This window comes from Streptomyces sp. NPDC058335 (assembly GCF_042723915.1).
Taxonomy (GTDB): Bacteria; Actinomycetota; Actinomycetes; order Streptomycetales; family Streptomycetaceae; genus Streptomyces.
Genome location: NZ_JBHXHX010000001.1, coordinates 167204 through 190092, shown reverse-complemented (window position 1 = coordinate 190092; position 22889 = coordinate 167204). Strand labels below are relative to the sequence as shown.

At 72.2% G+C, this 22889-nt stretch carries 19 protein-coding genes; 12 read left to right on the top strand and 7 right to left on the bottom strand.

What is annotated here, in order from left to right:
* Positions 1-3 precede the first annotated feature (3 nt).
* Positions 4-1746, bottom strand: a complete 1743-nt coding sequence (locus ACFWJX_RS00830) for a pyruvate dehydrogenase (protein ID WP_383235884.1) — start codon at positions 1744-1746, stop codon at positions 4-6.
* Between the two features lie 75 nt (positions 1747-1821).
* A complete protein-coding gene (locus tag ACFWJX_RS00825) occupies positions 1822-3642 on the bottom strand; it encodes a protein phosphatase 2C domain-containing protein (protein ID WP_383234785.1) in 1821 nt (606 codons plus the stop codon).
* Between the two features lie 443 nt (positions 3643-4085).
* Between ACFWJX_RS00825 and ACFWJX_RS00820 the strand changes: the two genes are divergently transcribed.
* The 3 genes from ACFWJX_RS00820 (at position 4086) to ACFWJX_RS00810 (ending at position 6103) form a co-directional block, all read left to right on the top strand.
* The gene (locus ACFWJX_RS00820) at positions 4086-5069 is read left to right on the top strand and encodes a helix-turn-helix domain-containing protein (protein ID WP_383234782.1); all 984 of its coding nucleotides are present in this window, start codon (positions 4086-4088) and stop codon (positions 5067-5069) included.
* A gap of 64 nt (positions 5070-5133) precedes the next feature.
* Positions 5134-5616, top strand: a complete 483-nt coding sequence (locus ACFWJX_RS00815; protein ID WP_383234779.1) for a DUF456 domain-containing protein — start codon at positions 5134-5136, stop codon at positions 5614-5616.
* 109 nt (positions 5617-5725) lie between these two features.
* On the top strand, positions 5726-6103 hold the full coding sequence (locus ACFWJX_RS00810) for a PPOX class F420-dependent oxidoreductase (protein WP_383234776.1): 378 nt from the start codon (positions 5726-5728) through the stop codon (positions 6101-6103).
* Between the two features lie 37 nt (positions 6104-6140).
* Here ACFWJX_RS00810 and ACFWJX_RS00805 read toward each other — a convergent pair whose 3' ends face one another.
* From ACFWJX_RS00805 to rsgA, 3 genes are all read right to left on the bottom strand, one after another.
* Positions 6141-6674: a methylated-DNA--[protein]-cysteine S-methyltransferase gene (locus ACFWJX_RS00805; RefSeq protein ID WP_383234773.1), complete on the bottom strand. Its 534-nt coding sequence runs from the start codon at positions 6672-6674 to the stop codon at positions 6141-6143.
* On the bottom strand, positions 6661-8049 hold the full coding sequence (locus ACFWJX_RS00800) for a bifunctional transcriptional activator/DNA repair enzyme AdaA (RefSeq protein WP_383235881.1): 1389 nt from the start codon (positions 8047-8049) through the stop codon (positions 6661-6663). Before ACFWJX_RS00800 ends, ACFWJX_RS00805 begins: the two co-directional genes overlap by 14 nt.
* A gap of 98 nt (positions 8050-8147) precedes the next feature.
* The gene (rsgA, locus tag ACFWJX_RS00795) at positions 8148-9245 is read right to left on the bottom strand and encodes a ribosome small subunit-dependent GTPase A (RefSeq protein ID WP_383234770.1); all 1098 of its coding nucleotides are present in this window, start codon (positions 9243-9245) and stop codon (positions 8148-8150) included.
* A gap of 396 nt (positions 9246-9641) precedes the next feature.
* On the opposite strand from rsgA, the gene ACFWJX_RS00790 reads away from it, so the two are divergent.
* From ACFWJX_RS00790 to ACFWJX_RS00775, 4 genes are all read left to right on the top strand, one after another.
* On the top strand, positions 9642-9854 hold the full coding sequence (locus tag ACFWJX_RS00790; RefSeq protein ID WP_383234767.1) for a DUF4287 domain-containing protein: 213 nt from the start codon (positions 9642-9644) through the stop codon (positions 9852-9854).
* Positions 9855-10072: 218 nt separating this feature from the next.
* Positions 10073-10417 (top strand): STAS domain-containing protein, encoded by a 345-nt coding sequence (locus ACFWJX_RS00785; protein WP_383234764.1) that lies wholly within the window; start codon positions 10073-10075, stop codon positions 10415-10417.
* On the top strand, positions 10414-11367 hold the full coding sequence (locus tag ACFWJX_RS00780; RefSeq protein WP_383234761.1) for an anti-sigma factor RsbA family regulatory protein: 954 nt from the start codon (positions 10414-10416) through the stop codon (positions 11365-11367). Before ACFWJX_RS00785 ends, ACFWJX_RS00780 begins: the two co-directional genes overlap by 4 nt.
* A 234-nt stretch (positions 11368-11601) precedes the next feature.
* Entirely contained in the window at positions 11602-13266 is a 1665-nt protein-coding gene (locus ACFWJX_RS00775; protein WP_383234758.1) for an alkaline phosphatase D family protein, read from the top strand.
* 77 nt (positions 13267-13343) lie between these two features.
* Here the strand turns inward: ACFWJX_RS00775 and ACFWJX_RS00770 are convergent, their stop codons facing one another.
* Together ACFWJX_RS00770 and ACFWJX_RS00765 are read right to left on the bottom strand one after the other, a co-directional pair.
* Positions 13344-14819, bottom strand: a complete 1476-nt coding sequence (locus tag ACFWJX_RS00770; protein WP_383234755.1) for a cellulose binding domain-containing protein — start codon at positions 14817-14819, stop codon at positions 13344-13346.
* A gap of 337 nt (positions 14820-15156) precedes the next feature.
* The gene (locus ACFWJX_RS00765) at positions 15157-16497 is read right to left on the bottom strand and encodes a radical SAM protein (protein ID WP_383234753.1); all 1341 of its coding nucleotides are present in this window, start codon (positions 16495-16497) and stop codon (positions 15157-15159) included.
* Positions 16498-16643: 146 nt separating this feature from the next.
* Here ACFWJX_RS00765 and ACFWJX_RS00760 point away from each other — a divergent pair, with 146 nt between their 5' ends.
* The 5 genes from ACFWJX_RS00760 (at position 16644) to ACFWJX_RS00740 (ending at position 22887) form a co-directional block, all read left to right on the top strand.
* Positions 16644-17888, top strand: a complete 1245-nt coding sequence (locus ACFWJX_RS00760) for an FAD-binding protein (protein WP_383234750.1) — start codon at positions 16644-16646, stop codon at positions 17886-17888.
* A gap of 181 nt (positions 17889-18069) precedes the next feature.
* Positions 18070-19314, top strand: coding sequence for an ROK family protein (locus tag ACFWJX_RS00755; RefSeq protein WP_383234747.1), 1245 nt, complete (start codon positions 18070-18072; stop codon positions 19312-19314).
* 431 nt (positions 19315-19745) lie between these two features.
* The gene (locus tag ACFWJX_RS00750) at positions 19746-21008 is read left to right on the top strand and encodes an ABC transporter substrate-binding protein (RefSeq protein ID WP_383234744.1); all 1263 of its coding nucleotides are present in this window, start codon (positions 19746-19748) and stop codon (positions 21006-21008) included.
* A 20-nt stretch (positions 21009-21028) separates the two neighbouring features.
* Complete coding sequence (locus ACFWJX_RS00745) at positions 21029-21994, top strand: carbohydrate ABC transporter permease (RefSeq protein ID WP_383234742.1); 966 nt, start codon at positions 21029-21031, stop codon at positions 21992-21994.
* Positions 21991-22887, top strand: coding sequence for a carbohydrate ABC transporter permease (locus tag ACFWJX_RS00740; protein ID WP_383234739.1), 897 nt, complete (start codon positions 21991-21993; stop codon positions 22885-22887). Before ACFWJX_RS00745 ends, ACFWJX_RS00740 begins: the two co-directional genes overlap by 4 nt.
* Positions 22888-22889 lie beyond the last annotated feature (2 nt).

Here is a 22889-nt window from a genome sequence, read left to right as displayed (position 1 = left end):
ACGTCAGGGGCGCGGGACGTTGCGGAGGTTGGAGCGGGCCATCTGGAGCATGCGTCCGACCCCTCCGTCCAGCACGATCTTCGAGGCGGACAGGGCGAACCCGGTCACCATCTCGGCGCTGATCTTCGGCGGGATGGACAGGGCGTTGGGATCGGTGACGATGTCGACGAGCGCCGGACCCTTGTGCCGGAAAGCGCTCTTGAGAGCCCCGGCGAGATCCTTCGGCTTCTCCACGCGCACGCCGTGGGCACCGCAGGCACGGGCGACGGCCGCGAAGTCCGGGTTCTTGTTCGTGGTGCCGTAGGAGGGCAGTCCGGCGACCAGCATCTCCAACTCCACCATGCCGAGCGAGGAGTTGTTGAAGAGGACGACCTTCACCGGCAGGTCGTACTGGACGAGGGTGAGGAAGTCGCCCATCAGCATGGCGAATCCGCCGTCGCCGGACATCGACACGACCTGCCGGTCCCGGTCGGTGAACTGCGCGCCGATCGCCATGGGAAGCGCGTTCGCCATGGAGCCGTGGGAGAAGGAACCGATCACGCGGCGACGGCCGTTGGGTGTGATGTAACGCGCCGCCCAGACGTTGCACATGCCGGTGTCGACGGTGAAGACCGCGTCGTCGTCCGCGAGTTCGTCGAGGACGGACGCCACGTACTCGGGGTGGATGGGAACGTGTTTCTCCACCTTGCGGGTGTACGCCTTGACGACGCCTTCGAGCGCGTCGGCGTGCTTCTTCAGCATCTTGTCGAGGAAACGCCGGTTCGTCTTCTCCCGCACGCGCGGGATCAGACAGCGCAGGGTCTCGCGCACGTCGCCCCACACGGCGAGGTCCAGTTTGGAGCGCCGGCCCAGGTGCTCGGGCCGCACGTCGACCTGGGCGATCTTGACGTCGTCGGGCAGGAAGGCGTTGTAGGGGAAATCGGTTCCGAGCAGGATCAGCAGGTCGCACTCGTGGGTGGCCTCGTAGGCGGCGCCGTAACCGAGGAGACCGCTCATCCCGACATCGAACCTGTTGTCGTACTGGATCCACTCCTTTCCACGCAGCGCATGGCCGATCGGTGACTTGATCTTCTCCGCGAACTCCATCACCTCGGCGTGCGCGCCCGCCGTGCCGCTGCCGCAGAACAGGGTGACCTTGTCGGCGGCGTCGATCAGCCGGACCAGCTCGTCGATCTCGGCGTCGCCGGGGCGGACCGTGGGCCGGGAGGTGACGAGAGCGGTTTCCGCCGCTTTCTCGGGCGCGGGTTCGGCGGCGATGTCACCGGGGAGGGAGACGACGCTGACTCCGCTGCGGCCGACCGCGTGCTGGATCGCGGTCTGGAGCAGCCTGGGCATCTGCTTCGGGCTGGAGATCAGCTCGCTGTAGTGGCTGCACTCCTGGAAGAGACGGTCGGGGTGGGTCTCCTGGAAGTAGCTCAGGCCGATCTCGCTGGAGGGGATCTGGGAGGCGAGGGCGAGGACCGGCGCCATGGAGCGATGGGCGTCGTACAGGCCGTTGATGAGGTGCAGATTGCCGGGTCCGCAGGATCCGGCGCAGGCTGTCAGCCTGCCCGTGATCTGCGCCTCCGCTCCGGCGGCGAACGCGGCGGTCTCCTCGTGGCGGACGTGCACCCAGTCGATGGCGGAGTTGCGGCGGACGGCGTCGACCACCGGGTTCAGGCTGTCGCCGACGACGCCGTAGAGGCGTTCCACTCCGGCGCGGACGAGGATGTCGACGAACTGCTCGGCGACGTTCTGTTTGGCCATGGTGCTCATCTGCCCCTTCGGTCTCCGTAGATACTTCGGATTCCTCCGGGTTCCATCAATCCACAGCGGACCGTCTCACGCCTCCCACACGGCGGCGGCCGTACGGTCGTCCGCGTACCCCTTGACCCTGGTCTGGGTGTCGGCGAGGAAGGCGGCGAGGCCCGGCGGGCTGGGCGCGGACCACCGTCGGGCGAGGTGGGCGGGGAGGTCGGGCTCGCCGCGGAGCGGTTCGGCGAGGCCGTCGGTGCACAGCAGAAGGGTGTCACCCGGGCGGGCGACGGAGGCCCGGAACCGGAACGGTTCGCGGGGCGGCCCGGGGGCCGGCTCGTAGGGGCTCGGCGGGGTCGGAATGCCGAAGTCCATGGTGAGCCGGTCGCCCTCGGGGGTCTCGGCGGGCAGCGCGCCGAAGCCGACGACCGGCCCGCCGGCGACCTCGCCGACCGGCGGCTCGATGTCCCGCCACTCGCCGTCCCGGAGGCGGAACAGCCCGCCGGGGCCGACGCCGAAGAAGACCCGGACCCGGCAGGCCGGATCGGCGGGCAGCAACAGGCAGCGCAGGCCCGCCGCGTACTCCTCGGGGTCCAGGCCCTGTTCGGCGGCGCTGGCGCGGAGCCGGCCCAGACTGCGGTCGGTCAGACGGTGCAGGCCCGACTTCAGGTCCCCTCGCCGAGCGGCCCGCATGTCCTCCGCGAGCCGGACCTGGCTGCGGCCCACGGCCCGGCCGATCCAGTGGCACACCTCGGCGGCCGCCCGGTGCGCGCCCTGCGTGGCACGGGCGCCGGTCGCCATCGCGACCAGGATCAGCGCCTGATCGCCGGTGCCGAAGCGGGCGGTGAGCAACGAGTCGCGGCGCGGCTCGCCCCGGTACCGCGCGGAGTCCCCGCGCACGGACGCGGCCCGCAGCGTGCAGGACCCGTACCGGGCCCCGTCCAGGACGGTGTCCGCGACCAGATCGTCCAGCCCGTCCGGATCGGCGACCGGCAGCGCGGTCGGCTCGGCGTCGTAGGTGGGCGGCCCGGACCCGAGGTAGGGCTTGGCCGGGGGCAGCCCTTGCGGCTGGGGGGAAGTGGTGGGGGCCGCGGTGATCCAGTCGCTCGGGCCGCTCGGGTCGTTCTGGCCGCTCCGGCCGCTCTGGCCGCTGAGGTCGTTCCGGTCGGGGAGCGGAGTCTCCGGCGGGGCATGGGGGATCGGTGGGACTGGCGGCACCGACGGGACCGGTGGAGCCGACGGGACCGGTGGGGCCGCGGGGCGAGCCGGGAGAGGGTCGGTGGGCCCGGTCCCCGCGGGCGGCTCCGACTCCGGGGCCGGGGTGGTGGGGGCCGCCTCCGGGGACGTACCGGCGGGTGGGGCGAACCCCCGCGGTTCCTGTTCGTCGAAGCCAGGTGGCAGGGGACCGGGCAGGAAGGCCGTCGGTCCCGAAGGGCGGTCCGGCGGCGGCTCCCAGGGGGCGCGTTGGCGTGCGGGTTGCCGGTCGGGCGGATTACCGGGCGCGGGGTCGGGTGGGGTGTCGGGTGGGGTGTCGTCAGCCGCCCCGGCCGACGACGGCTGCTCCCCCGTCGGCTTCCCCGCCCACCAGTCGGCCTGCCCGGTCGCCTCCCGGCGCGGCCCCGGCACCTGAGCCGGCGCCGAACCGGTGGGTACCGAACCGACGGCCGGCTCCGCCGCCCCAGGCCGCGCCGTCCCCGGCCGCGTCTCGTCCGGCGCCTCAGCCGGAACGCGCTCGGCCGGAACCACGTGGTCCGGGCCGCCCGATCGCACCGTCCCCGCAGCCGACGCGAATCTGTCGTCCAGTGAGTCCGCGGCGGCCGTGGGGCCGGTGTCCTCGGTGGTGTCGTCGTACAACTGGCCCCACCAGTCGTCCTCGTGACCGGTGGGCCTTCCCCCCTGCTGGCTCATGTCCCTGATTGTCCACCGCGCGGGCCGCGGGGAAACGGGGCATCCGGAAAATGCGTCAGCGCCCGCGTGGGGAACAGCCGTGCGAGCGGCGCGAAATGAGGGCCGCCGGGCGGTTCCACCCCCCACGGGAGAACCGCCCGGCGACTCGGGGTGGTCCGGACCCATCCCCTGTGCGCCCCTGCGCGTCATGGGCCCGGACCACGTCTCCGGGTGCACCCCGGCGCCGGGCCGGCGCGGCCGGCAGGCCCGGGTGTGCACGGTCTTCCTGGTGCTCCGCTGTGGCGGACGATCGGGGCGGCCCGGATGATCACCGGTTACCGCCGTGGCCACACCTTGGCAGAGTGACCGGGGGCGGGGCGATGATGTACCGCGGCGGGATGACGCCGTGGCGGCTTCCCGCCAGTGAGTCAGGCAGGTCCGGGAGACGCGGAGGGGCGGCACCGATGCTGGGAGCGATCGGGCTCGACGAGCGGCACGAGTCGGCGTACCGCGCGCTGGTGTCCGTGGGCGCCGCCGACGTGCCGGACCTGGCGCGCCGGCTGACGCTCGGTGAGCGGGACACCGAGCGGGCGCTGCGCCGGCTGGAGCGGCACGGGCTGGCGGCGCAGTCGTCGGGGCGGCCCGGCCGCTGGGTCGCGGCGCCGCCGGGTGTGGCGCTCGGTGCGCTGCTCACCCGGCAGCGGCACGAGCTGGAGCAGGCGGAGCTGACGGCGGCGCTGCTCGCCGAGGAGTACCGGGCGGCGGCGGCCGAACCGTCGGTGCACGATCTGGTCGAGGTGGTAACGGGCGCGGCAGCAGTTTCCCAGCGTTTCCTCCAGCTCCAGCTGGGCGCGACCGAGGAGGTGTGCGCGCTGGTGACCGGTACGCCGGTGGCGGTGACCGGCATGGAGAACGACGCGGAGGAACAGGCGGCGGCCCGCGGGGTGCGGTACCGCGTGGTGCTGGAGCGCGCGGTCCTCGACCAGCCGGACGGCATCACGGAGCTGACGGCCGCGCTGGGCCGCGACGAGCAGGTGCGGGTCGTGGACGAGGTGCCGACGAAGCTGGTCGTCGCGGACGGCTCGCTGGCGCTGGTGCCGCTGACCGTGCGCTCGGCGGAGCCCGCCGCACTGGTGGTGCACGCCAGCGGGCTGCTGGAGCTGCTGTCCGGCCTGTTCGAGTCGGTGTGGCGGCAGGCCCTGCCCCTGCGGCTCGGCGAGCGGGGTGTCACGGAGGAGGGTCCGGACGGTCCCGACGCCGCCGATCTGGAGATCCTCTCGCTGCTGCTGGCGGGGCTGACCGACGCGAGCGTCGCCAAACAGCTCGGCGTGGGGCTGCGGACCGTACAGCGCCGGGTGAGGCGCCTGATGGAGCTGACCGGTGCGACGACCCGGCTCCAGCTGGGCTGGCACGCGCACGAGCGCGGCTGGGTGAGCCGGGAGCACTGACCGGCGCCGTGCTCCCCGGCCCTCTCGACCTGCCCCCGCTGTCCGCTTCCGGCAGGCTGGGCAGATGGGAGCGTGGGAACTCCTGCTGGTCGGTCTGGTCATGCTGCTCGGCCTGTGCGGCGTGCTGGTGCCCGGCCTGCCGGGATCGTGGCTGGTGTGGGCCGCGGTTCTGTGGTGGGCGCTGAAGGATCCTCAGCCGGTCGCCTGGCTGGTGCTGGTCGGCGCGACGGTCGCGCTGTTCCTGTGCCAGGTGGTGCGCTGGGCGCTGCCGCCGCGCCGCCTGAAGGCGAGCGGCGCCACCCGCCGGATGGCCGGATACGCCGGAGCAGGCGCTTTCCTCGGTTTCTTCCTGGTGCCGGTGCTCGGCGCGATCCCGGGTTTCCTGGGCGGCATCTATCTCTCCGAGCGGCTCCGTCTGGGCCGCCCGGACGCGGCCCGCGCCTCCCTGCGCACGGTGATGCGGGCGGGCGGCTCCAGCATCCTGGCGGAACTCTTCACCTGCCTGCTGATCACCGGCGCGTGGCTGGGGGCGGTGCTGTGGGGGTAGGTGCCGGTGCCCCGCAGGCTCCGGCAGCCCCCGGCAGGCCCGGTAGTCCTCGGGTCCTAGACCCAGGAGCCGATGTGCCACGCCCGGGGATCGTGGTTCGCTGCCGGGCATGACCGAATTCAGCGAGGCCGAGCGCGCGTACCTGAGGTCGCAGCGGCTGGGACGGCTGGCCACCGTCGACCCGCAGGGCCGGCCGCAGGCGAACCCGGTGGGCTTCCACCCGCAGGACGACGGCACGATCCTGGTCGGCGGCCACGCCATGGGCGGCACCAAGAAGTGGCGCAACCTCCAGAAGAACCCGAAGGTCGCCCTGGTCGTGGACGACATCGTGAGCGAGCGCCCGTGGCGGGTGCGCGGGGTCGACATCAGAGGTGAGGCGGAGCTGCTGACCGGCCCGCACGGTCTGGGGCCGCACTTCAGCGAGGAGGTCATCCGCATCCATCCACACCGGATCCACAGCTGGGGCCTGGAGGAGGACGGCTCCTAGAGATCCCCCAGGCCCCTGGCGCGACCCCGCCGCACTCCTAGAGCGCCCCCGCCGGGGTGTCCGGGCGTCCGGCCGGCTGTCCTGCCACGGCCCCCGTCATGACCCCCTCCAGCGTCAGCAGCCGCACCTTGCGCTCGAGGCCGCCCACGTAGCCGGTCAGTGAGCCGTCGGCGCCGATGACGCGGTGGCAGGGCCGGACGATCAGCAGCGGGTTGGCGCCGATGGCCCCGCCGACTGCCCGTACGGCGGCCCGTGGGGCTCCGGCGCGGGCCGCGATCTCGCCGTACGTCGTGGTGGCGCCGTAGGGCACGGCGTCGAGTGCGGCCCAGACGCGTGTGCGGAACGGCGTGCCCTCGGCGCGCAGCTCCAGCCGGAACTCCTCGAGGTCGCCGGCGAAGTACGCGGCGAGCTGCTCCTCGGCGGCGCGGAACGGGCCGGGGTCGCGCCGCCGGTCGTCCCGCACGGTCCGGCCGCCCTTCTGCCCGGGGACGGACAGCGAGGTGAGCGCGCCGTCCGGGCCGGCGGTGAGGAGCAGGGGGCCGAGCGGGCTGTCGACGCTAGTGAAGTACATGGGGTTCCTCCGCTGCACGCAGGTGGTGAAGGGCGTACGTCCGCCAGGGACGCCAGCTGTCGGGGACGTCGGCGCCGGGCGGCGCGACGTCGGGGTCGCCGAGGGCGCGGGCCCGGATCGCCGCCACGGTACGTCCGTCCAGGCCGGGCAGGGCGAGCAGCGCCTCCTGGGCGTCGTCCCGGTCGACGCCCGGGTCGAGCCGTACGGTGCCGTCGGCGAGGGCGGTGGCGAGCGTGCCCAGGGGGCCGCCGGTGTCGGCGAGGGCGGCCGGTTCGGGGAAGAGGTGGGTGAGGCCACCGCGGGGCGCGTCCAGGATCTTGCCGTGGGTGCGCACCAGGTGTGCGGCCTCCGCGCGGCCCACCAGCGCGCGCACCGCGTACTCCTCCGGGTCGGCGGCACCCGGCGCGCGCAGTCCGGGCCGGGCGGCGACGAGCGGGGCGAGCCGCGGGTGGGCGCCGAGCCGCTCGTCGACGGCGTACGGGTCGGCGTCGAGGTCGAGGAGCCGGCGCAGCCGCTGGACGGCGGTGGTGAGGTCGCGCGGGTCGGTGAGGTGCAGGCGGGCGTCGAGCCAGCCGCCGGGGTGGACGGCGCCGCCGGGCGTACGGCCCGGCCGTTCCTCGACGGCGACGATGCCGGTGCCGTACGGGAGGCGGAGCGTCCGGCGGTAGGTCCGGCCGCCCGGCGGGCCGCTCACCTCCTCGACCCCGGGCACGGCCTCCCGTTCCAGCAGGTCGAACACCGGGCGGGCGTGGTAGGGGCCCCGGTGGGCGAGCCGCAGCGGGATTCCGGCTCCGGACGCGGCCGTACGGTCCTGGCGCGGGGCCGCCGCCCGCAGCTGGGTCGGGGTGGCGGCGTACACGGCCCGGATCGTGTCGTTGAACTGGCGGACGCTGGCGAAGCCGGACGCGAAGGCGATCTCGGTGACCGGCAGTCCGGTCGTCCGGAGCAGGACGCGCGCGGTGTGCGCGCGCTGCGCGCGGGCCAGGGCGACGGGTCCCGCGCCGAGTTCGGCGGTGAGCTGGCGCTGCACCTGGCGGGCGCTGTAGCCGAGGCGTACGGCGAGCCCCGCGACGCCCTCCCGGTCCACGACGCCGTCGCCGATCAGCCGCATGGCGCGGCCCACGACGTCGGCGCGCACGTTCCACTCGGCGGATCCCGGGCTGGCGTCCGGCCGGCACCGCCGGCAGGCCCGGAAACCCGAGCCCTGCGCGGCGGCAGCCGTCGCGAAGAACCGCACGTTGCGGCGTTTCGGCGTCACGGCGGGGCAGCTGGGCCGGCAGTAGATGCCGGTCGTCTCGACGGCGAAGTAGAACGCGCCGTCGAACCGGGCGTCCCGGCTGCGGACCGCCTCGTACCTGCTCTCCTCGTCCTCCATCACGGGTCCCAGTCTTCGCCCGCGCGGAGGATGTCGCTAGCGGAAATCGGACATGGCGGTGGCGATCCCGGCCCGGTCCCCCGCGGCGGCCCGGCCCTTCACCACCCCGCTCGCTTGGCCCGCCCGGCAGCCCGCCCGGCGGCCTGCTTGCGCTGCCAGTCGTCCCGGATGTCGCCGCGGAGCCGGGCGTCGGACTTGGCGACGATCCACTGGTTCTCGCGGACGAGCTTGCGGTAGCTGTCCAGCCGTCGGACCGGCAGCTCGCCGTTCTCCACGGCGTCGAGCACCGCGCAGCCCGGCTCCCGCTCATGGGCGCAGTCCTGGAAGCGGCAGCGCCGGGCCAGCTCCTCGATCTCGGCGAACACCTGGCCGACGCCGTGTCCGGCGTCCCACAGTCCGACGCCGCGCAGTCCGGGCGTGTCGATGAGGACGCCGCCGCCGGGCAGCGGCAGCAGATTGCGGGTGGTCGTGGTGTGCCGTCCCTTGCCGTCCATGTCGCGGGTGGCCCGCACGTCCATGACGTCCTCGCCGACGAGCGCGTTGGCGAGGGTGGACTTGCCGGCGCCGGACGCCCCCAGCAGCACGGAGGTGCCCCGGCCGAGGAGAGCGGCCAGTTCCCCCACGCCGTGCCCGGCCATGGCGCTGGCGGTGAGCACGGGCACGCCGGGCGCGCTGTTCTCGACGTCCTCGACGAGGTGCGCGAGCGTGGCCGGGTCGGTGACGAGGTCGGCCTTGGTGAGCACGACGACGGGCTGGGCGCCGGACTCCCAGGCCAGCGCCAGGAACCGCTCGACCCGCCCGAGGTCGAGTTCGACGGCGAGCGACAGGGCGACGATCGCGTGGTCGACGTTGGCCGCGAGGATCTGCCCCTCGGACCGCTTGGAGGAGGTGGAGCGCACGAAGGCGGTACGGCGCGGCAGGTACGCCCGTACGTAGCGCGGGCTGCCGTCGGTGTCGACGGCGACCCAGTCTCCGGTGCACACGACGCGCAGCGGGTCGTGCGGGGTGACGAAGGCGGTGTCCGCGCGGACGACGCCGTCGCCGGTGACGACGTCGCACTGTCCGCGGTCGACGCGGACGACCCGGCCGGGCAGGAGGCCCCGCTCGGCGTGTACGGCGAACTCGGCCGCCCATCCCTCGTCCCAGCCGTAGGGGACCAGCGGGTGGGACGGAGCCGGGGAGGTGGAGAGATTCAAGACGGACCCTTCACAGGGGCGGTCCCGGCGGCGCGCTCAGGTGCGCGCGAAAGCTCGTGTGGCTCGTGTGGTCAGCCGGAGACCGCGGAGGTGGGGTGGACGAACGTCTGGTGGCTGCGAGCAGCACCCGTGTCGGCGACAGTCATCGGTCACACCTCCTGATCCGTGTTCTCCGCGTCATCCAGGTCACGGCCGGTGGCCGCCGGATGAAGCCCCGTCAGCATAGGGGCGCGCCGGGGGTGGACGCCATCGGTTTCTCCCCGGCCCGCCTCCAGGGCCCCGGAACGACAAAGTGATGCACATCACACCCCTCCGGGCGATCACTTCCATGCCCTCCTGCGGTCTTTTTTGAAGCGACTGTCCCACCGTTGGAACCGCAGGAAGGACGCGACCGCCATGAGCGCTCCCGTGAAGGGCCCCGCCAGCTATTTCCCCTCGATCGAGAAGAAGTACGGCCGCCCGATCGCCGAGTGGCAGGAACTGATCCGCACCTCGCCGCTGACCCGGCACATGGAGCTGGTCGCCTGGCTCAAGTCCGAACACGGCCTCGGACACGGCCACGCCAACGCCCTCGTGGCACATACCCTGGCGGAGACCGTCGGCAGCTGAACCGGCCGCACCGTCCCGTGGGACACCTGGGTGGGACGGGGACGCAGAGGCATGTCCGCGCGGCGCCGGGGAAGCCGCACGGCACGGGCGGGGCGCCTCCGCGCGACCCGCCGGGCGGCGCTGGGCCGCGCGGCCGGAAAGGGCGCCGCCCTTCGTCCCTGCCACGCCGGGACGAGGCGGACGGTCGGCGACCTCGTAGGAGACCGAGTGTGGAGGGCATGCGCGACGTGAGGAAACCCACTCCCGCGCACGGCGGTGCCGTGCTGGAGGTGAGCCCGCTGTCCGGCCGTGCCGGAATCCGCGTCAGCGGCGAGATCGGCGCCGCCACCCGCCCGTCCTGGGAGGACGCCCTCGCCGAACTGGCCCGGCGGCACGCGGACGTGTCCTACGTGGAACTCTCCCGCGTGGGCTTCGTCGACGTGGCCGGGGTGTCGGCGCTCGCCGTCACCGCGATGAACCTTCCGGGCGGACGGGTCGTCGTGGAGTGCCCGCCCCCGCAACTGTCGCGCGTACTGGCCCTGTTCTGGCCGACGCTGTCCGGGATCGAGGTGGCGCCGCGATGACGACCGCAGCCGACAAGAAGGACGAGAAGAACCAGAAGGACGACAAGTTCGTCCACCCGGCGCTGTTCTACCGCACCGGGCAGGAGTACGCCGACCACATGGTGCCCTTCGTCCGGGAGGGCCTGGCCCTCGGTGAGCCCGTCGCGGTGGCCGTGCCCGGCCCCAACCTGGAACTCATCAGGGCCGGCCTCGGACCGGACGCCGAGGACGTCCTCCTCCTGGACATGACCGACGCCGGCCGCAACCCCGGGCGGATCATCCCCGGCGTCCTGCGCGCGTTCGCCGACGCCCACCCGCACGCGCGCGTGCGGATCATCGGGGAACCGATCTGGGCGGGCCGCAGCTCCGTGGAGTACCCGGCGTGCGCGCAGCACGAGGCGCTGATCAACGCGGCCTTCGAGGGCCGGGCGGCGACGATCCTGTGTCCGTACGACGAGACCCGGCTGGACGCGGACGTACTCGCCGACGCGCGGATCACCCACCCCACCCTGATCGCCGGGGGCCGCGAGCGGGCCAGCGACGCCTACGACTGGCAGGCCGTGGTGGACCGGTACAACGAGGTCCTCGTGCCCGCCCCGGACGCCGCCGTCTTCTCCTTCGGCTCCGCCGAACTGCCCGACGTCCGCCACTTCGCCGTCGACCGGGCCGCACGGCTGGGCCTCGGCGGGCAACGCCTCCAGGACACGGAACTGGCGGTCGCGGAGCTGACGACCAACAGCGTGGTGCACGGCGGCGGACAGGGCACGCTGTGGATGTGGGCCGAGGCCGGGCAGGTCGTGTGCGAGGTCCGCGACCGGGGCCGGCTGACCGACCCGCTGGCCGGCCGCAGGCCGCCGGCGCGCGGCCAGATCGGCGGCCGGGGCCTGATGCTGGTGCACTACGTGGCCGACCTGGTACGCCTGCACACGGCACCGGACGGCACGACCGTGCGGTTCTACCTCGGCCTGTAGCCACCGCGTCCCCCACGCGCGCGCACCCCCACACAGCCGCCCTCCCGGCAGCCGTGCGCTGACGCCCCGTCAACGTGCCCCGGTCGCCGCCCCGTCCGGCGGTCGCCCCACCGAGGAAACGTCACGCCTGCCGGGATTGCGAGGATTGTCCGCTTAGCATCTAAAGGCCCGCGCCGCGGGCTCCGGCCGCCGAGGCCGCAGACGCCCCCTGATCCTCACGGGAGCCGAGCCCTCATGCGTCCGATCGGCCGTCACCGCACCCCGCTCTCCGGCCCCGCCACCCTCCACGGTCCGGAATCACATGCCGCCGCCCGGCACTTCGGCCGCCGCCGGTTCCTGACGCTGACCGCAGCCGCCGCGGCCCTCGCCTTCGCCACCCAGGCCCCGGCGAGGGGCGCGGCCGCCGCCCGCCGGCTCGACCCGGCGAGGATCTCCGAGGACCCCTTCACGCTGGGCATCGCCTCCGGCGACCCGCTGCCCGACTCCGTGGTCCTGTGGACGCGGATCGCTCCGGCGCCGTACGAGCCGGGCGGCGGGCTGGCCGGGCAGAGCGTCGCCGTCGAGTGGGAGGTGGCGCAGGACGAAGGCTTCGGCCTGGTGGTGCGCAGCGGAACCGCCCTCGCGCTGCCCGAGTACCACCACACCGTGCACGTCGACGTCACCGGCCTCGAAGCGGGACGGCCGTACTACTACCGGTTCAGGACGGGCGCCTGGATCAGTGAGACCGGCCGCACCCGCACCGCGCCCGCCCTCGGCACCGCCCCCGGCGCGCTCGCCTTCGCGGCCGTGTCCTGCCAGGCGTACCACGACGGGTACTTCACGGCGCACCGGCACCTCGCGCAGGAGGACATCGACGTGGTCTTCCACCTCGGGGACTACCTGTACGAGTACCCGGTGAACTCCGCCGGCGGCGCGCGCGGCTACGAGGACCGGGTCCTGCCCACGGTGTTCGACCGGGAGACCGTCACCCTGGAGGACTACCGGTTGCGGTACGCCCTCTACAAGAGCGACCCCGACCTGCGCGCCGCCCACGCCGCCCATCCCTTCGTCGTCACCTGGGACGACCACGAGACGGAGAACAACTACGCCGGCGCCGTCGACGAGCACGGCAGCCCGCCGGCCGAGTTCCTGCTGCGCCGGGCCGCCGCCTACCGGGCGTACTGGGAGCACCAGCCGCTGCGCGCCGACCGGTCGCCGGTCGGACCCGACATGCCGCTGTACCGGCGTCTGCACTGGGGCTCGCTCGCGCAGTTCGACGTCCTCGACACCCGCCAGTACCGCTCCGACCAGGCCTACGGCGACGTCCAGCACATCCCCGGCCCCGAGTCGGACGATCCGGCGCGCACCATGACCGGAGCGGCCCAGGAGCGGTGGCTGCTGGACGGCTGGCGGGCGTCCGACGCGGTGTGGAACGTGATGCCGCAACAGGTCTGCTTCTCCCAGCGCAGACTGTCCACCGACGCGCAGGCCAAGATGTCGATGGACGCCTGGGACGGCTACCGCGCCTCCCGCGGCCGCATCCTCGCCGGGGCGCAGGCCGCCGGGGTCCGCAACCTGGTCGTGCTGACCGGCGACGTCCATGTGGGCTACGCCTTCGACATCAAGGCCGACTTCGACGACCCGGCGTCGCGAACTGTGGGCACCGAGATCGTCGCCACGTCCGTCGCCAGCGGCAAGGACGGCACCGAGCGGCCCGCCAACTGGCAGACCTACCTCACGGCCAACCCGCACTTACGCTTCTACGACGGGCGGCGCGGCTATGTCCGGGTGGAGCTGACGCCGGACACCGCGCGCGCCGACTTCAGGACGCTGGCGGCGGTGACGACCCCAGGCTCGCCCGTCTCCACGGCGGCGTCCTTCGTGACGGAGGCGGGCAATCCGGGGCTGACGCCGGTGTGACGCCGCGCTGTGACGCGAAGGTGTGACGCGAAGGTGTGACGCCACGGTGTCACTCGGCGGTGTCACTCGGCGGCGCGTCAGGACAGGGTGCAGGCCTCCCCGTTGAGGCTGAAGGCGTACGGTGCCGTGTTCTTGTTCTGCCAGGAGGCGAGGAAGCCGAAGGAGAGGGAGCCGTCCGCCGGGACGTCCTTGTTGTAGTCGGCGGCGGAGGCGGTGACCCGCGAGCCGTCCTGCGCCACGGCCGCGTCCCACATCTGGTCGACCCGCTGGCCGTCCCGGAAGGACCAGGCGACCCGCCAGGAGTCGAGCGCCTCGGCGGTGGTGACGGTGACCGTCGCCTGGAAGCCGTCGGGCCACTGGTTGACGAGGTCGTACGCCACCTCGCAGACCGCCGTGCGCGCGGTGGACGACGAGGTGCCCTGGGGTTCCGGGTCGGTCCGGGTCGTCGCCGACGGCGTGCCGGCGCCGGACGGCTTCGGCGAGCCGGAGGGGGTGCCGGTGCCCGTGTCGGTCGACGACGGTGAAGTGCCGGGCCCGGCCGAAGGACCGGCCGGGCTGCCGGGGCCGGCCACCGGCGTGCTGTCGGTGGGGAGGCCGCCCTGCGCCGAGTCGTCGCTCTCGCCGAACGGCATCAGCGACACGGCGAGGGCCAGCGCGGAGACGAGGACGGCGGCGACGAGCAGGCCGTTGCGCAGGGTGCGCGCCTTGTTCGCGGCGGGGTCGCCCCACTCGCCGTCCGGCTCGGGCGCCGGACGGCCGGCGCCCATCCGCACCTCCGCGGCGCGGCGGCGGCGCTCCAGGTAGGCCAGTCCGCCCCAGCCGATCACGCCCTGGGCCAGCGCCGCGGGCAGCCCGCCGCCGTGCAGCCGCAGACAGGCCGCGGCCTCCGCGCACTCCACGCAGGTGGCGAGGTGCCGGGAGAGGTCCTCGGGCGTCTCGGCGACGGGCGAGCGGGTGACCGCGTCGAGGAGCCGGACGTAGCTGCGGCACTCGGCGTCCATCGGCGTGTCGAGATGGTTGCGGTGGCAGCGGTCCCGGAACAGGCCGCGGACCTGGTTCAGTTCCTCCATCGCGGCGGCCGGGTCCAGCCCCTGGCGGCGGGCTACGGCGCGCAGCGGCAGCGCCTCCACCTCCGCCAGCCACAGCAGCGCGGCGTCCGGCTCCTGCATGTCCCGCAGCCCGCGCAGGGCGATGGGCCGGCGCAGGGGCGGTCCCGTGTACCTGCCGGCCTTGCCGGAGTTCAGCCACAGGCGCAGGTCGGGGTCGAGTTTGTGGCCCTGCCCCTGGGCCTCCCAGGCGGCCGCCGTGGTGCGTACGGCGGTCAGCAGCAGGGGGATCCGGGGCAGCCGGGACGCGCGCCGGCCGGCTCCGTGCCGGGTGCTGTCCTCGGCCGCGCGGGCCTCGCGTATGCCGAGTGCGAACGCCTCGCGGGCCAGTTGGTTGGCCGCGGTCGACCCGGAGGTGCACAGGTCGGCGTACGACAGGACGGCGTCCCAGCACTCCGAGAAGAGCGCGGCCTCGGCGGCGTCCTTGGGGGTCGGCAGGTCGGGCATGAGTCTCCTGCATCCACAAGCGAGGTCAACTCAACATGTCGGCAATGGAGTTGGGGGGAACCTCGCGGCAGAGCCAGAGCTTTTCACGACTCCCGCACAACTGACAAGCGCCCTGTTCAGATGTCAGGACAGCTGTCAGACAGTACGGCCGCGCCCGTCACGACCGAGGTCTCCCAGACCATCAGTACGGACGCGGACCACTCCGCGACTCAATGCGGTGGAGGTTTTCTCAACCGGTTTCCATACCGTTACCGCAACGGCAACGGTAACGGCAACCGCCACTACCACCGCTACGTATCCGCCACGGCCACCGCCGAGGCCCGGCCCGGCGGCGGCTTCAAACCGCGGAGGGCTCGTCCTCCGCGGCCGAGGGCTCGTCCGCCGGCAGGCTGTCCATGAAGGAGCTGACGGAGAAGACGGCGTTGCCGGGGCCGGGCGGGCCGTAGCCGGGGGGCGAGGACAGGCCGAACTCGTCCATCGTGGCCCGGTAGGCCTCCAGCAGGCGGATGTGGTACTCGAGCGGCGCGCCCTGCGGGTTGGCCTTGCCGAGGGGCGTGGTCGGCTCCGGGCACCAGGTGGTGAACCGCGGCGTGATGCCCTGCGACATGAAGAAACGCAGGCCCTCGGTGGTGGACGCGATCGCCTCGTCGACCGTGGTGAAACCGAACGGCTCGGCCATCTCCACCCCCGCCACGAAGTTGGGGATGACGTTGCGCGCGCCGAAGATCTCCGCCGAGTCGAGAATGCGCTTGTGCCACTCGTCGCGGCCGACGTAACGCTCCTTGCCCGGGCAGTACAGCTCGAACAGACGGCGGTCCCACACCTCGTAGTTGGGGTGGTAGATCTGCACGCCGTAGTCCTTGAAGCGCTGCACGTCGTCGCGCGGGAGGGCCTGGGCGACGACCTTGCCGATCCAGCGGCCCGGGAAGCGCTCCTCGATGGCCTTGGCGTAGTGACCGTAGAAGTCGGCCTCGTCGCGCCCGGCGACCGTCTTGGTGATCGCGCCGCCGGTGAGCGTGTAGGCGGTGGACGCCTTGGCGGTGTCGTAACGGTCGATGATCTCCAGGGCTTCGAGGACCTCCTCGACGTCCTTGACTCCCGTATACGGTCGGCCGGCGGCCTTGTGCTGGCGCCAGTTGTGGTTGATGTCGCAGTACTGGCACTCCTCCTTGGCGCCGAAGTACTGGCAGACCCGGAAGACCGTCAGGTAGATCAGGTAGCCCCACTGGATGGTGGGGGCGACCTCCATGACGGACTTCCCGTTGGAGAGCTTGTGCCGGTAGTACTCGGGCATGGGCGGCACGCCGACGTCCGAGATGCGCTTCCCGTCGAGATAGAGGCCGAGCATCCCGTCCTCGTCGGCGGCCACGCGGTACGGCGAGGAGGGGTTCACCCGGACCGAGACGACCGTGCGCCGCAGGTCGTAGGGGCCGCCGGTGAGGATGATCTCCTCCGGCGGGCGGCGCAGCGCGGCCTCGCCCAGCTCGGGGAGGGTGCCGTGGTCGAAGGAGAAGATGAAGTACGACTTCGGCTTGACCTCGCCGCCCTCGTTGTCGCTGAGCGCGGAGGGGTCGAAGGCCACGCCCCCGCGCAACAGGTCCTCCTTGAAGACGGCCTCCCGCGGAACATGCGGAAACCGCTTCATCAGATCCTCGACCAGCGCGGTACGGCTGCCCATCGTCTCTCCTCCCGGCTCAGGCGTACGACTCCTCACGGTATGCCCCCGGTCGCGCGGGGGTGGGGGCGGGGGGCCCGGTGTTGCGGGCAGGGTAGGTTCCACCTGGGAATTTCCTGGTTTCTCGATCTCCTCGGGAGGGCGACCGCATGGCCGAGACCGTGACCAACTGGGCGGGCAACATCACGTACACCGCCAAGGAGCTGCACCGTCCCGCCTCGCTCGACGCGCTGCGTTCGCTCGTGGCGGCGAGCGAGCGGGTGCGGGTACTGGGCAGCGGACACTCCTTCAACGCGATCGCCGAGCCGGGCGCGGACGGGGTGCTGCTGTCGCTCGGCGCGCTGCCGGCCGAGGTCGAGGTGGACTCGGCGGCACGGACGGTGCGGGTCGGCGGCGGGGTGCGGTACGCCGAGCTGGCCAGGCGGGTGCACGCGCACGGGCTGGCACTGCCGAACATGGCGTCGCTGCCGCACATCTCGGTGGCCGGCTCGGTGGCGACCGGCACCCACGGTTCCGGGGTGGGCAACGGCCCCCTCGCGGCCCCGGTACGGGAGGTGGAGATCGTCACGGCGGACGGGTCGACCGTCGTGATCGGGCGGGGCGACGAGCGGTTCGGCGGGGCCGTCACCTCGCTGGGTGCCCTGGGTGTCGTCACCGCGCTCACCCTGGACCTGGAGCCGGCCTTCGACGTCGAGCAGCACCTGTTCACCGAACTGCCGCTGGACGGGCGGGACTTCGAGGCGGTCGCGGCGGCCGCGTACAGCGTGAGCCTGTTCACCGACTGGCGGGCGCCCGGGTTCCGGCAGGTGTGGGTCAAGCGGCGCACCGATCAGCCCCTGGCCGGCTTCCCGTGGGCGACTCCGGCCACCGAGGCGCTGCATCCGGTGCCGGGGATGCCCGCGGTCAACTGCACGGAACAGTTCGGCGTTCCGGGGCCGTGGCACGAGCGGTTGCCGCACTTCCGCGCGGAGTTCACGCCGAGCAGCGGGAACGAGTTGCAGAGCGAGTATCTGCTGCCGCGCGAGCACGCCGCCGGCATCCTGTATGCGATCGACGGTATCCGGCAGACGGTCGCCCCCGTACTGCAGATCTGCGAGGTGCGGACCATCGCCGCCGACGAGCAGTGGATGAGCCCGGCCCATGGGCGGGACTCCGTCGCCGTGCACTTCACCTGGATCGACGACACGGCGGCCGTCCTGCCGGTGGTGCGGGAGCTGGAGGCGGCGCTGGAGCCGTTCGAGCCACGGCCGCACTGGGGCAAGGTGTACGAGCTGCCCGCCTCCGCGGTGCGCGGACGGTATCCGCGGATCGACGACTTCCGGGCGCTGGTCGGGGAACTGGATCCGGCCGGGACGTTCACCAACGCCTTCGTGCGGGACGTGCTCGCTAGGTGAGCAGCCGGCCCGGCCGACTTTGTAAACCCCCTTTCCTAACCCCTTGTCGAACCTCGGCGCACGCCATAGCCTGACGCGGCGCCGGTGCCGTCCCGGTCTCGGCACGTCGGCGTGCGGGCATGCCCGCATGTCGGGATGTCGGCTTGTCGGTCTGTCGGCACGGAAGAGAGGGGGCTCTCCGGTGAAGCGCACCTCACGTGACATCCGCACCGCGAACCGCTACGAGGTGCTGCGCCAGATCATCGCCCGGTCCCCCACCTCCCGGCAGGAGCTGGCCGCGGCCACCGGCCTCAGCCTCGCCACCGTCGCCACCCTGGTCGGCGAGCTGCTCGACCTGCGCATGATCACGGAGGTCGGCTTCGAGGACTCGGCCGGCGGCCGGCCCCGCGGCCTGGTCGCCGTCAACGCCGCCGGAGGCGCGCTGATCGGCGTGGACATCGCGGAGACGTACGTCCACGTCGAGCTGTTCGACCTCGCGCTGAACGTGCTGGCCCGCGCCGAGGAGGACATCCGCCCCGGCGAGAGCCGCCCGGAGCAGGTCGTCGGTCATGTCGCCGCGGCCGTGGGCTCGGTCGTCGCACAGGCCGGCGTCGAGGCGGCCCGGGTGCTCGGCGTCGGCGTGAGCGTACCGGGGCAGGTGGACCGGGACACCGGCATCGCCGAGTACGCGCCCAACTGGGACTGGCACGACGTGCCGTTGCTCGACCTGCTCTCCGAACACATCGCGTACCCACTGCACTTGGACAATCCGCTGCGCGCCTGCGCGGTGGCGGAGCTGTGGTTCGGCGCCGCGCGCGGGCACGGGGACGCCGTCGTCGTCAACCTCGGCACCGGGGTCGGCGCGGGGCTGGTGCTGGGCGGCGGACTGCACCGAGGGGTCAGCAACAGCGCCGGCGAGTGGGGGCACACCACGCTCGTGCTGGACGGACGGCTGTGCCACTGCGGCAACCACGGCTGCGTGGAGACGTACGTCGGCGCGCCCGGCATCATGCAGAATCTGCGCGAACTCAGCGCGCGCAGCCCGCTGTTGCATCCGGAGGACCAGACCGCCACCGTCGACGCCCTGGCCCGCGGGGTCGCCGAGGGCGATCCCGTGGCCGTCAAAGTGGTCCGGGACACCGCCCGCTACCTGGCCGCCGGCATCGCCGACCTGGTCAACCTCCTCAATCCGGAGGTCGTCGTACTGAGCAGCTGGGTCGCCGCCCGGCTGGGTGAGCCCCTCCTCGACGAGGTCCGCGAGGCCGTCGCCCGGCATGCGCTGCGGCGTCCGCTGGCCGCCACAGAAATCGTTCTCTCCCCGATTCCCACCGACCCGGTCTGCCTGGGTGCGGCGACGTTCGCGCTCGAAGGGGCGCTGCAATCGGTGGGGCAACGGACCGCGCAACGCGCTGTGTCCGGCAGGGGACGTACGGCGCCGACGGCCTGAGGGGGCTGCGGGTCCGGGACCTGGTCCGGGTCCGGTCTCCGGGGCCTGGTCCGGGTCCGGCCGGTCTCCGGCGCCTGGTCCGGGTCCGGTCTCCGGCCCCTGGTCCGGGTCCACTGGGGCCTGGGGGCCTTCCCGCGTTCCACAGGTGACCGTTCCCCAGGCGCGCCGCGGCTCCGTTTCCCCAGGCGCGCCGTGGCTCCGTTGCCGAGGCGGTCCGCGGGGCCGTTCGCGGGGCGATCCGTGGGCGACCGTCGCCGCCCGCCCTCGTCACGTCCGGTATCCCGAACACTACGCAACGCTTCGAACAGGCTTCGTCCAACCCCTTGCCGAAGGCTTAGCCGAAGGTTAACGTCCCGCACCGCAACGCCTTTCGAGCCCTCTGGCGCTGATGCCGTGCGAGCCGCAGCCGTACTCGAGACAAGGACGTCACCATGTCGGCAATGAGCAACAGCAACTGGTCCCGCCGCTCCCTCTTCCGGGCCGCGGCCGGCATGGCCGCCGCCGGCACGCTGGCCGCCTGTGGCGGCAACAACGGCCGCAGCGGCGGGAGTTCGGGCGGCGGCCTGGTGCAGTACTTCCACGCCTACGGCGAGGCGGGGACCGAGCAGGCCATCAAGAAGTACGCGGCCGCGTACGACAAGGCGAAGGTGTCCACGCAGTGGATCACCGGGTCGAACTTCGAGAGCAAGCTGTTCGCGAGCCTGCTCACCGACAGCGCGCCCGACCTGTTCGAGTTCCACCCGCAGATCCAGCTCGTCAAGAGCGGCCAGGTGGCGGATCTGACCGACATCGTCGCGCCGGTCAAGGACGACTTCAACCAGGCCGACATCCAGTCGCACACGGTCGACGGGAAGATATACGGCGTCCGGATGATCGACGACCCGCAGTTCTTCTTCTACCGCAAGTCGCTGCTGGAGAAGGCCGGCGTGGGCGTGCCGGAGACCCTCGACGAGCTGATCGAGGCCGCCGCCAAGCTCACCACGGACAAGGTCAAGGGCGTCTACCTCGGAAACACGCTGCAAGCGGTCATCCGCCCGATGATCTGGGCGGCCGGTGCCGACACCCTCGACGCCAAGAACCAGCCCGCCTACCACACGGACGGCGTGATCGAGGGGCTGAGCAAGATGCGCAAGCTGTTCACCAGCGGCGATCTGCTCCTGGACGCCCCGGCCGACTACTGGGACCCCTCCGCCCTCACCCAGGGCCTGACCGCGATCCAGTTCTGCGGCATGTGGGCCATGCCGGTGATGCAGCAGGCCCTCGGCGACGACCTCGGCATCTTCCCCTTCCCGAAGGTCGGCGCCGCCGGCAAGCCCGCGGTCTACAACGGCGGTTGGTCGATGTTCGTCAACGCCAAGAGCGACCGGGTCGAGGAGGCCAAGGAGTACGTGAAGTGGCTGTGGATCGACCAGAAGGAGTACCAGGAGGACTGGTCCCTCTCCTACGGGTTCCACATCCCGCCGCGCACCTCGATCGCCCGGTCCGCCGCGAAGCTGAAGTCCGGCCTGCCGGCCGAGGGCGTCAAGCTGTTCAGCGAGTACGGGCACTTCGACAACATCGGCTGGACCCAGGCCATGATCAAGGCGACCGAGGACGTGTTCGCCGACTCCGTACGCAAGGACGGTGACCCGGAGGCCTCGCTCGACAAGTGCGACAAGGTCGTCGGCACGGAACTCAAGAAGCTCTTCGGATAGGCGGGCGGACGGACCACGCCATGTCGACGACCACCTCGCGCGACCTCGCGCAGCCCGCCAAGGCCGAGCCCGTGAAGGCCCGCCCGCGGCGCGGGCTGCGGGGCAACGCCACCTTCAACTTCTGGCTGTTCACCGGGCCCTTCCTGATCGGCCTGCTGATCTTCGTCTACGTCCCGATCGGCTGGAGCGTCTGGCTCAGCTTCTTCGAGGCCCGCTTCACCGTCACGCCCAGCACGTTCGTCGGGTTCGACAACTACCGGTACATGCTGGAGAACGAGAACTTCACCGGCGCCCTCGTCACCTTCACCGTCTTCGCCGCGATCATCGTGCCGACCACCTGGGCGCTGTCGTTGGGGCTCGCCCTGCTGGTGAACCGGTTGCGGTTCATGCGGGCGTTCTTCCGGTCGGTCTTCTTCCTCCCGACGGCGTGCAGTTACGTCGCCGCCTCGCTGATCTGGAAGATGTCCCTCTTCAACGGCGTCCGGTTCGGCCTGGCGAACACGGTGATCGGCTGGTTCGGCGCCGAGAACGTCGCCTGGCTCGCCAACCCCGACCCGCCCTGGTACTGGCTGGTCATCGTCACCGCCCGGCTGTGGCTGCAATCCGGTTTCTACATGATTCTCTTCCTGGCCGCGCTGCAGAACATCCCCGGCGAGCTGTACGAGGCCGCCGCTCTCGACGGTGCCAAGCCGGGCTGGCAGACCTTCCGGTACATCACGCTGCCGCAACTGCGGGCGACCTCGACCGCCGTGATCCTGCTGCTCCTGATCGCCGCCTACCAGGCCTTCGACGAGTTCTTCAACCTGCTGTCGAAGACCACCTGGGGACGGCCGCCGCTGGTCGAGCTGTACTACACCGCGCTGGGCGACAGCCAGGACTACGGGGCGGGCAGCGCCGGCGCGGTGATCCTCACCCTGCTGATCGTTCTCGTCACCCTTTTCCAGGGAAAGATCATGGGTTTCGGCAGGGGTGAGGAATCCAAGTGACCACGACAGCACCCGAGGTGACCAAGACCGACCAGGCCACGGCGCCGCCACGCCCGGTCCGGCGTGCCCGCGGGGTGATGGGCTCCGCAGGACTGTACGTCGCCGTCGGCATCGCCGCCCTCCTGTTCCTGATCCCCTTCTACGTCCTCGTCCGCAACGCCCTCTCCACAGATCCGGAGATCACCGGTGAGGAGTGGAAGTTCTTCCCCACGGACATCCAGTGGGGCAACGTCACCGAGCCGTTCGACGACACGACGATCGACTTCGGCCGGGCCCTGTGGAACTCGATGGTCGTCGGTGTACTGCATACCGTCGGCACGCTGCTGGTGTGCTCCCTGGCCGGCTACGGCCTGGCCCGGATCCCGTACCGGCACGCCAACAAGGTGTTCTACGGCGTCCTCTTCACGCTGATGGTCCCCACGGCCGTCACGTTCGTGCCCGGATTCGTCCTGGTCTCGTCCCTCGGCTGGATCGACTCCTACCGGGGTCTGATCATTCCGGGCCTCTTCAGTGGTTTCACCTGCTTCCTGTTCCGGCAGTACTTCCTGGGGTTCCCCAAGGAGCTGGAGGAGGCGGCGCGGGTGGACGGGCTCGGTTACTGGGGCGCGTACTGGCGGGTCGTCGTCCCCAACTCCCTGAACTTCTTCGCCGCGATCGCGACCATCACCTTCATCAACGGCTGGAACTCCTTCCTGTGGCCGCTGGTCATCGGGCAGGACCCCAGCGCCTGGACGGTGCAGGTCGCGCTGTCGTCGTACATGACCAACCAGACCGTCAACTACCACCTGATCTTCATGGCCACGGCCATTTCCATCCTGCCCCTGTTGTTGGTCTTCCTCTTCCTCCAGCGCTGGCTGGTGCAGGGGATCGCCCAGACCGGCATCAAGGGCTGAGC

Excerpts from the sequence above, each read along its gene's own strand:
- ACFWJX_RS00815 (WP_383234779.1), top strand. The coding sequence starts at position 5,134 with ATGGGAGCGTGGGAACTCCTGCTGGTCGGTCTGGTCATGCTGCTCGGC.
- ACFWJX_RS00820 (WP_383234782.1), top strand. The coding sequence starts at position 4,086 with ATGCTGGGAGCGATCGGGCTCGACGAGCGGCACGAGTCGGCGTACCGC.
- ACFWJX_RS00775 (WP_383234758.1), top strand. The coding sequence starts at position 11,602 with ATGCGTCCGATCGGCCGTCACCGCACCCCGCTCTCCGGCCCCGCCACC.
- ACFWJX_RS00830 (WP_383235884.1), bottom strand. The coding sequence starts at position 1,746 with ATGGCCAAACAGAACGTCGCCGAGCAGTTCGTCGACATCCTCGTCCGC.
- ACFWJX_RS00745 (WP_383234742.1), top strand. The coding sequence starts at position 21,029 with ATGTCGACGACCACCTCGCGCGACCTCGCGCAGCCCGCCAAGGCCGAG.
- ACFWJX_RS00785 (WP_383234764.1), top strand. The coding sequence starts at position 10,073 with ATGCGCGACGTGAGGAAACCCACTCCCGCGCACGGCGGTGCCGTGCTG.
- ACFWJX_RS00760 (WP_383234750.1), top strand. The coding sequence starts at position 16,644 with ATGGCCGAGACCGTGACCAACTGGGCGGGCAACATCACGTACACCGCC.
- ACFWJX_RS00770 (WP_383234755.1), bottom strand. The coding sequence starts at position 14,819 with ATGCCCGACCTGCCGACCCCCAAGGACGCCGCCGAGGCCGCGCTCTTC.
- ACFWJX_RS00805 (WP_383234773.1), bottom strand. The coding sequence starts at position 6,674 with ATGTACTTCACTAGCGTCGACAGCCCGCTCGGCCCCCTGCTCCTCACC.
- ACFWJX_RS00765 (WP_383234753.1), bottom strand. The coding sequence starts at position 16,497 with ATGGGCAGCCGTACCGCGCTGGTCGAGGATCTGATGAAGCGGTTTCCG.
- ACFWJX_RS00825 (WP_383234785.1), bottom strand. The coding sequence starts at position 3,642 with ATGAGCCAGCAGGGGGGAAGGCCCACCGGTCACGAGGACGACTGGTGG.
- ACFWJX_RS00780 (WP_383234761.1), top strand. The coding sequence starts at position 10,414 with ATGACGACCGCAGCCGACAAGAAGGACGAGAAGAACCAGAAGGACGAC.
- ACFWJX_RS00800 (WP_383235881.1), bottom strand. The coding sequence starts at position 8,049 with ATGGAGGACGAGGAGAGCAGGTACGAGGCGGTCCGCAGCCGGGACGCC.
- ACFWJX_RS00750 (WP_383234744.1), top strand. The coding sequence starts at position 19,746 with ATGTCGGCAATGAGCAACAGCAACTGGTCCCGCCGCTCCCTCTTCCGG.
- ACFWJX_RS00810 (WP_383234776.1), top strand. The coding sequence starts at position 5,726 with ATGACCGAATTCAGCGAGGCCGAGCGCGCGTACCTGAGGTCGCAGCGG.
- ACFWJX_RS00790 (WP_383234767.1), top strand. The coding sequence starts at position 9,642 with ATGAGCGCTCCCGTGAAGGGCCCCGCCAGCTATTTCCCCTCGATCGAG.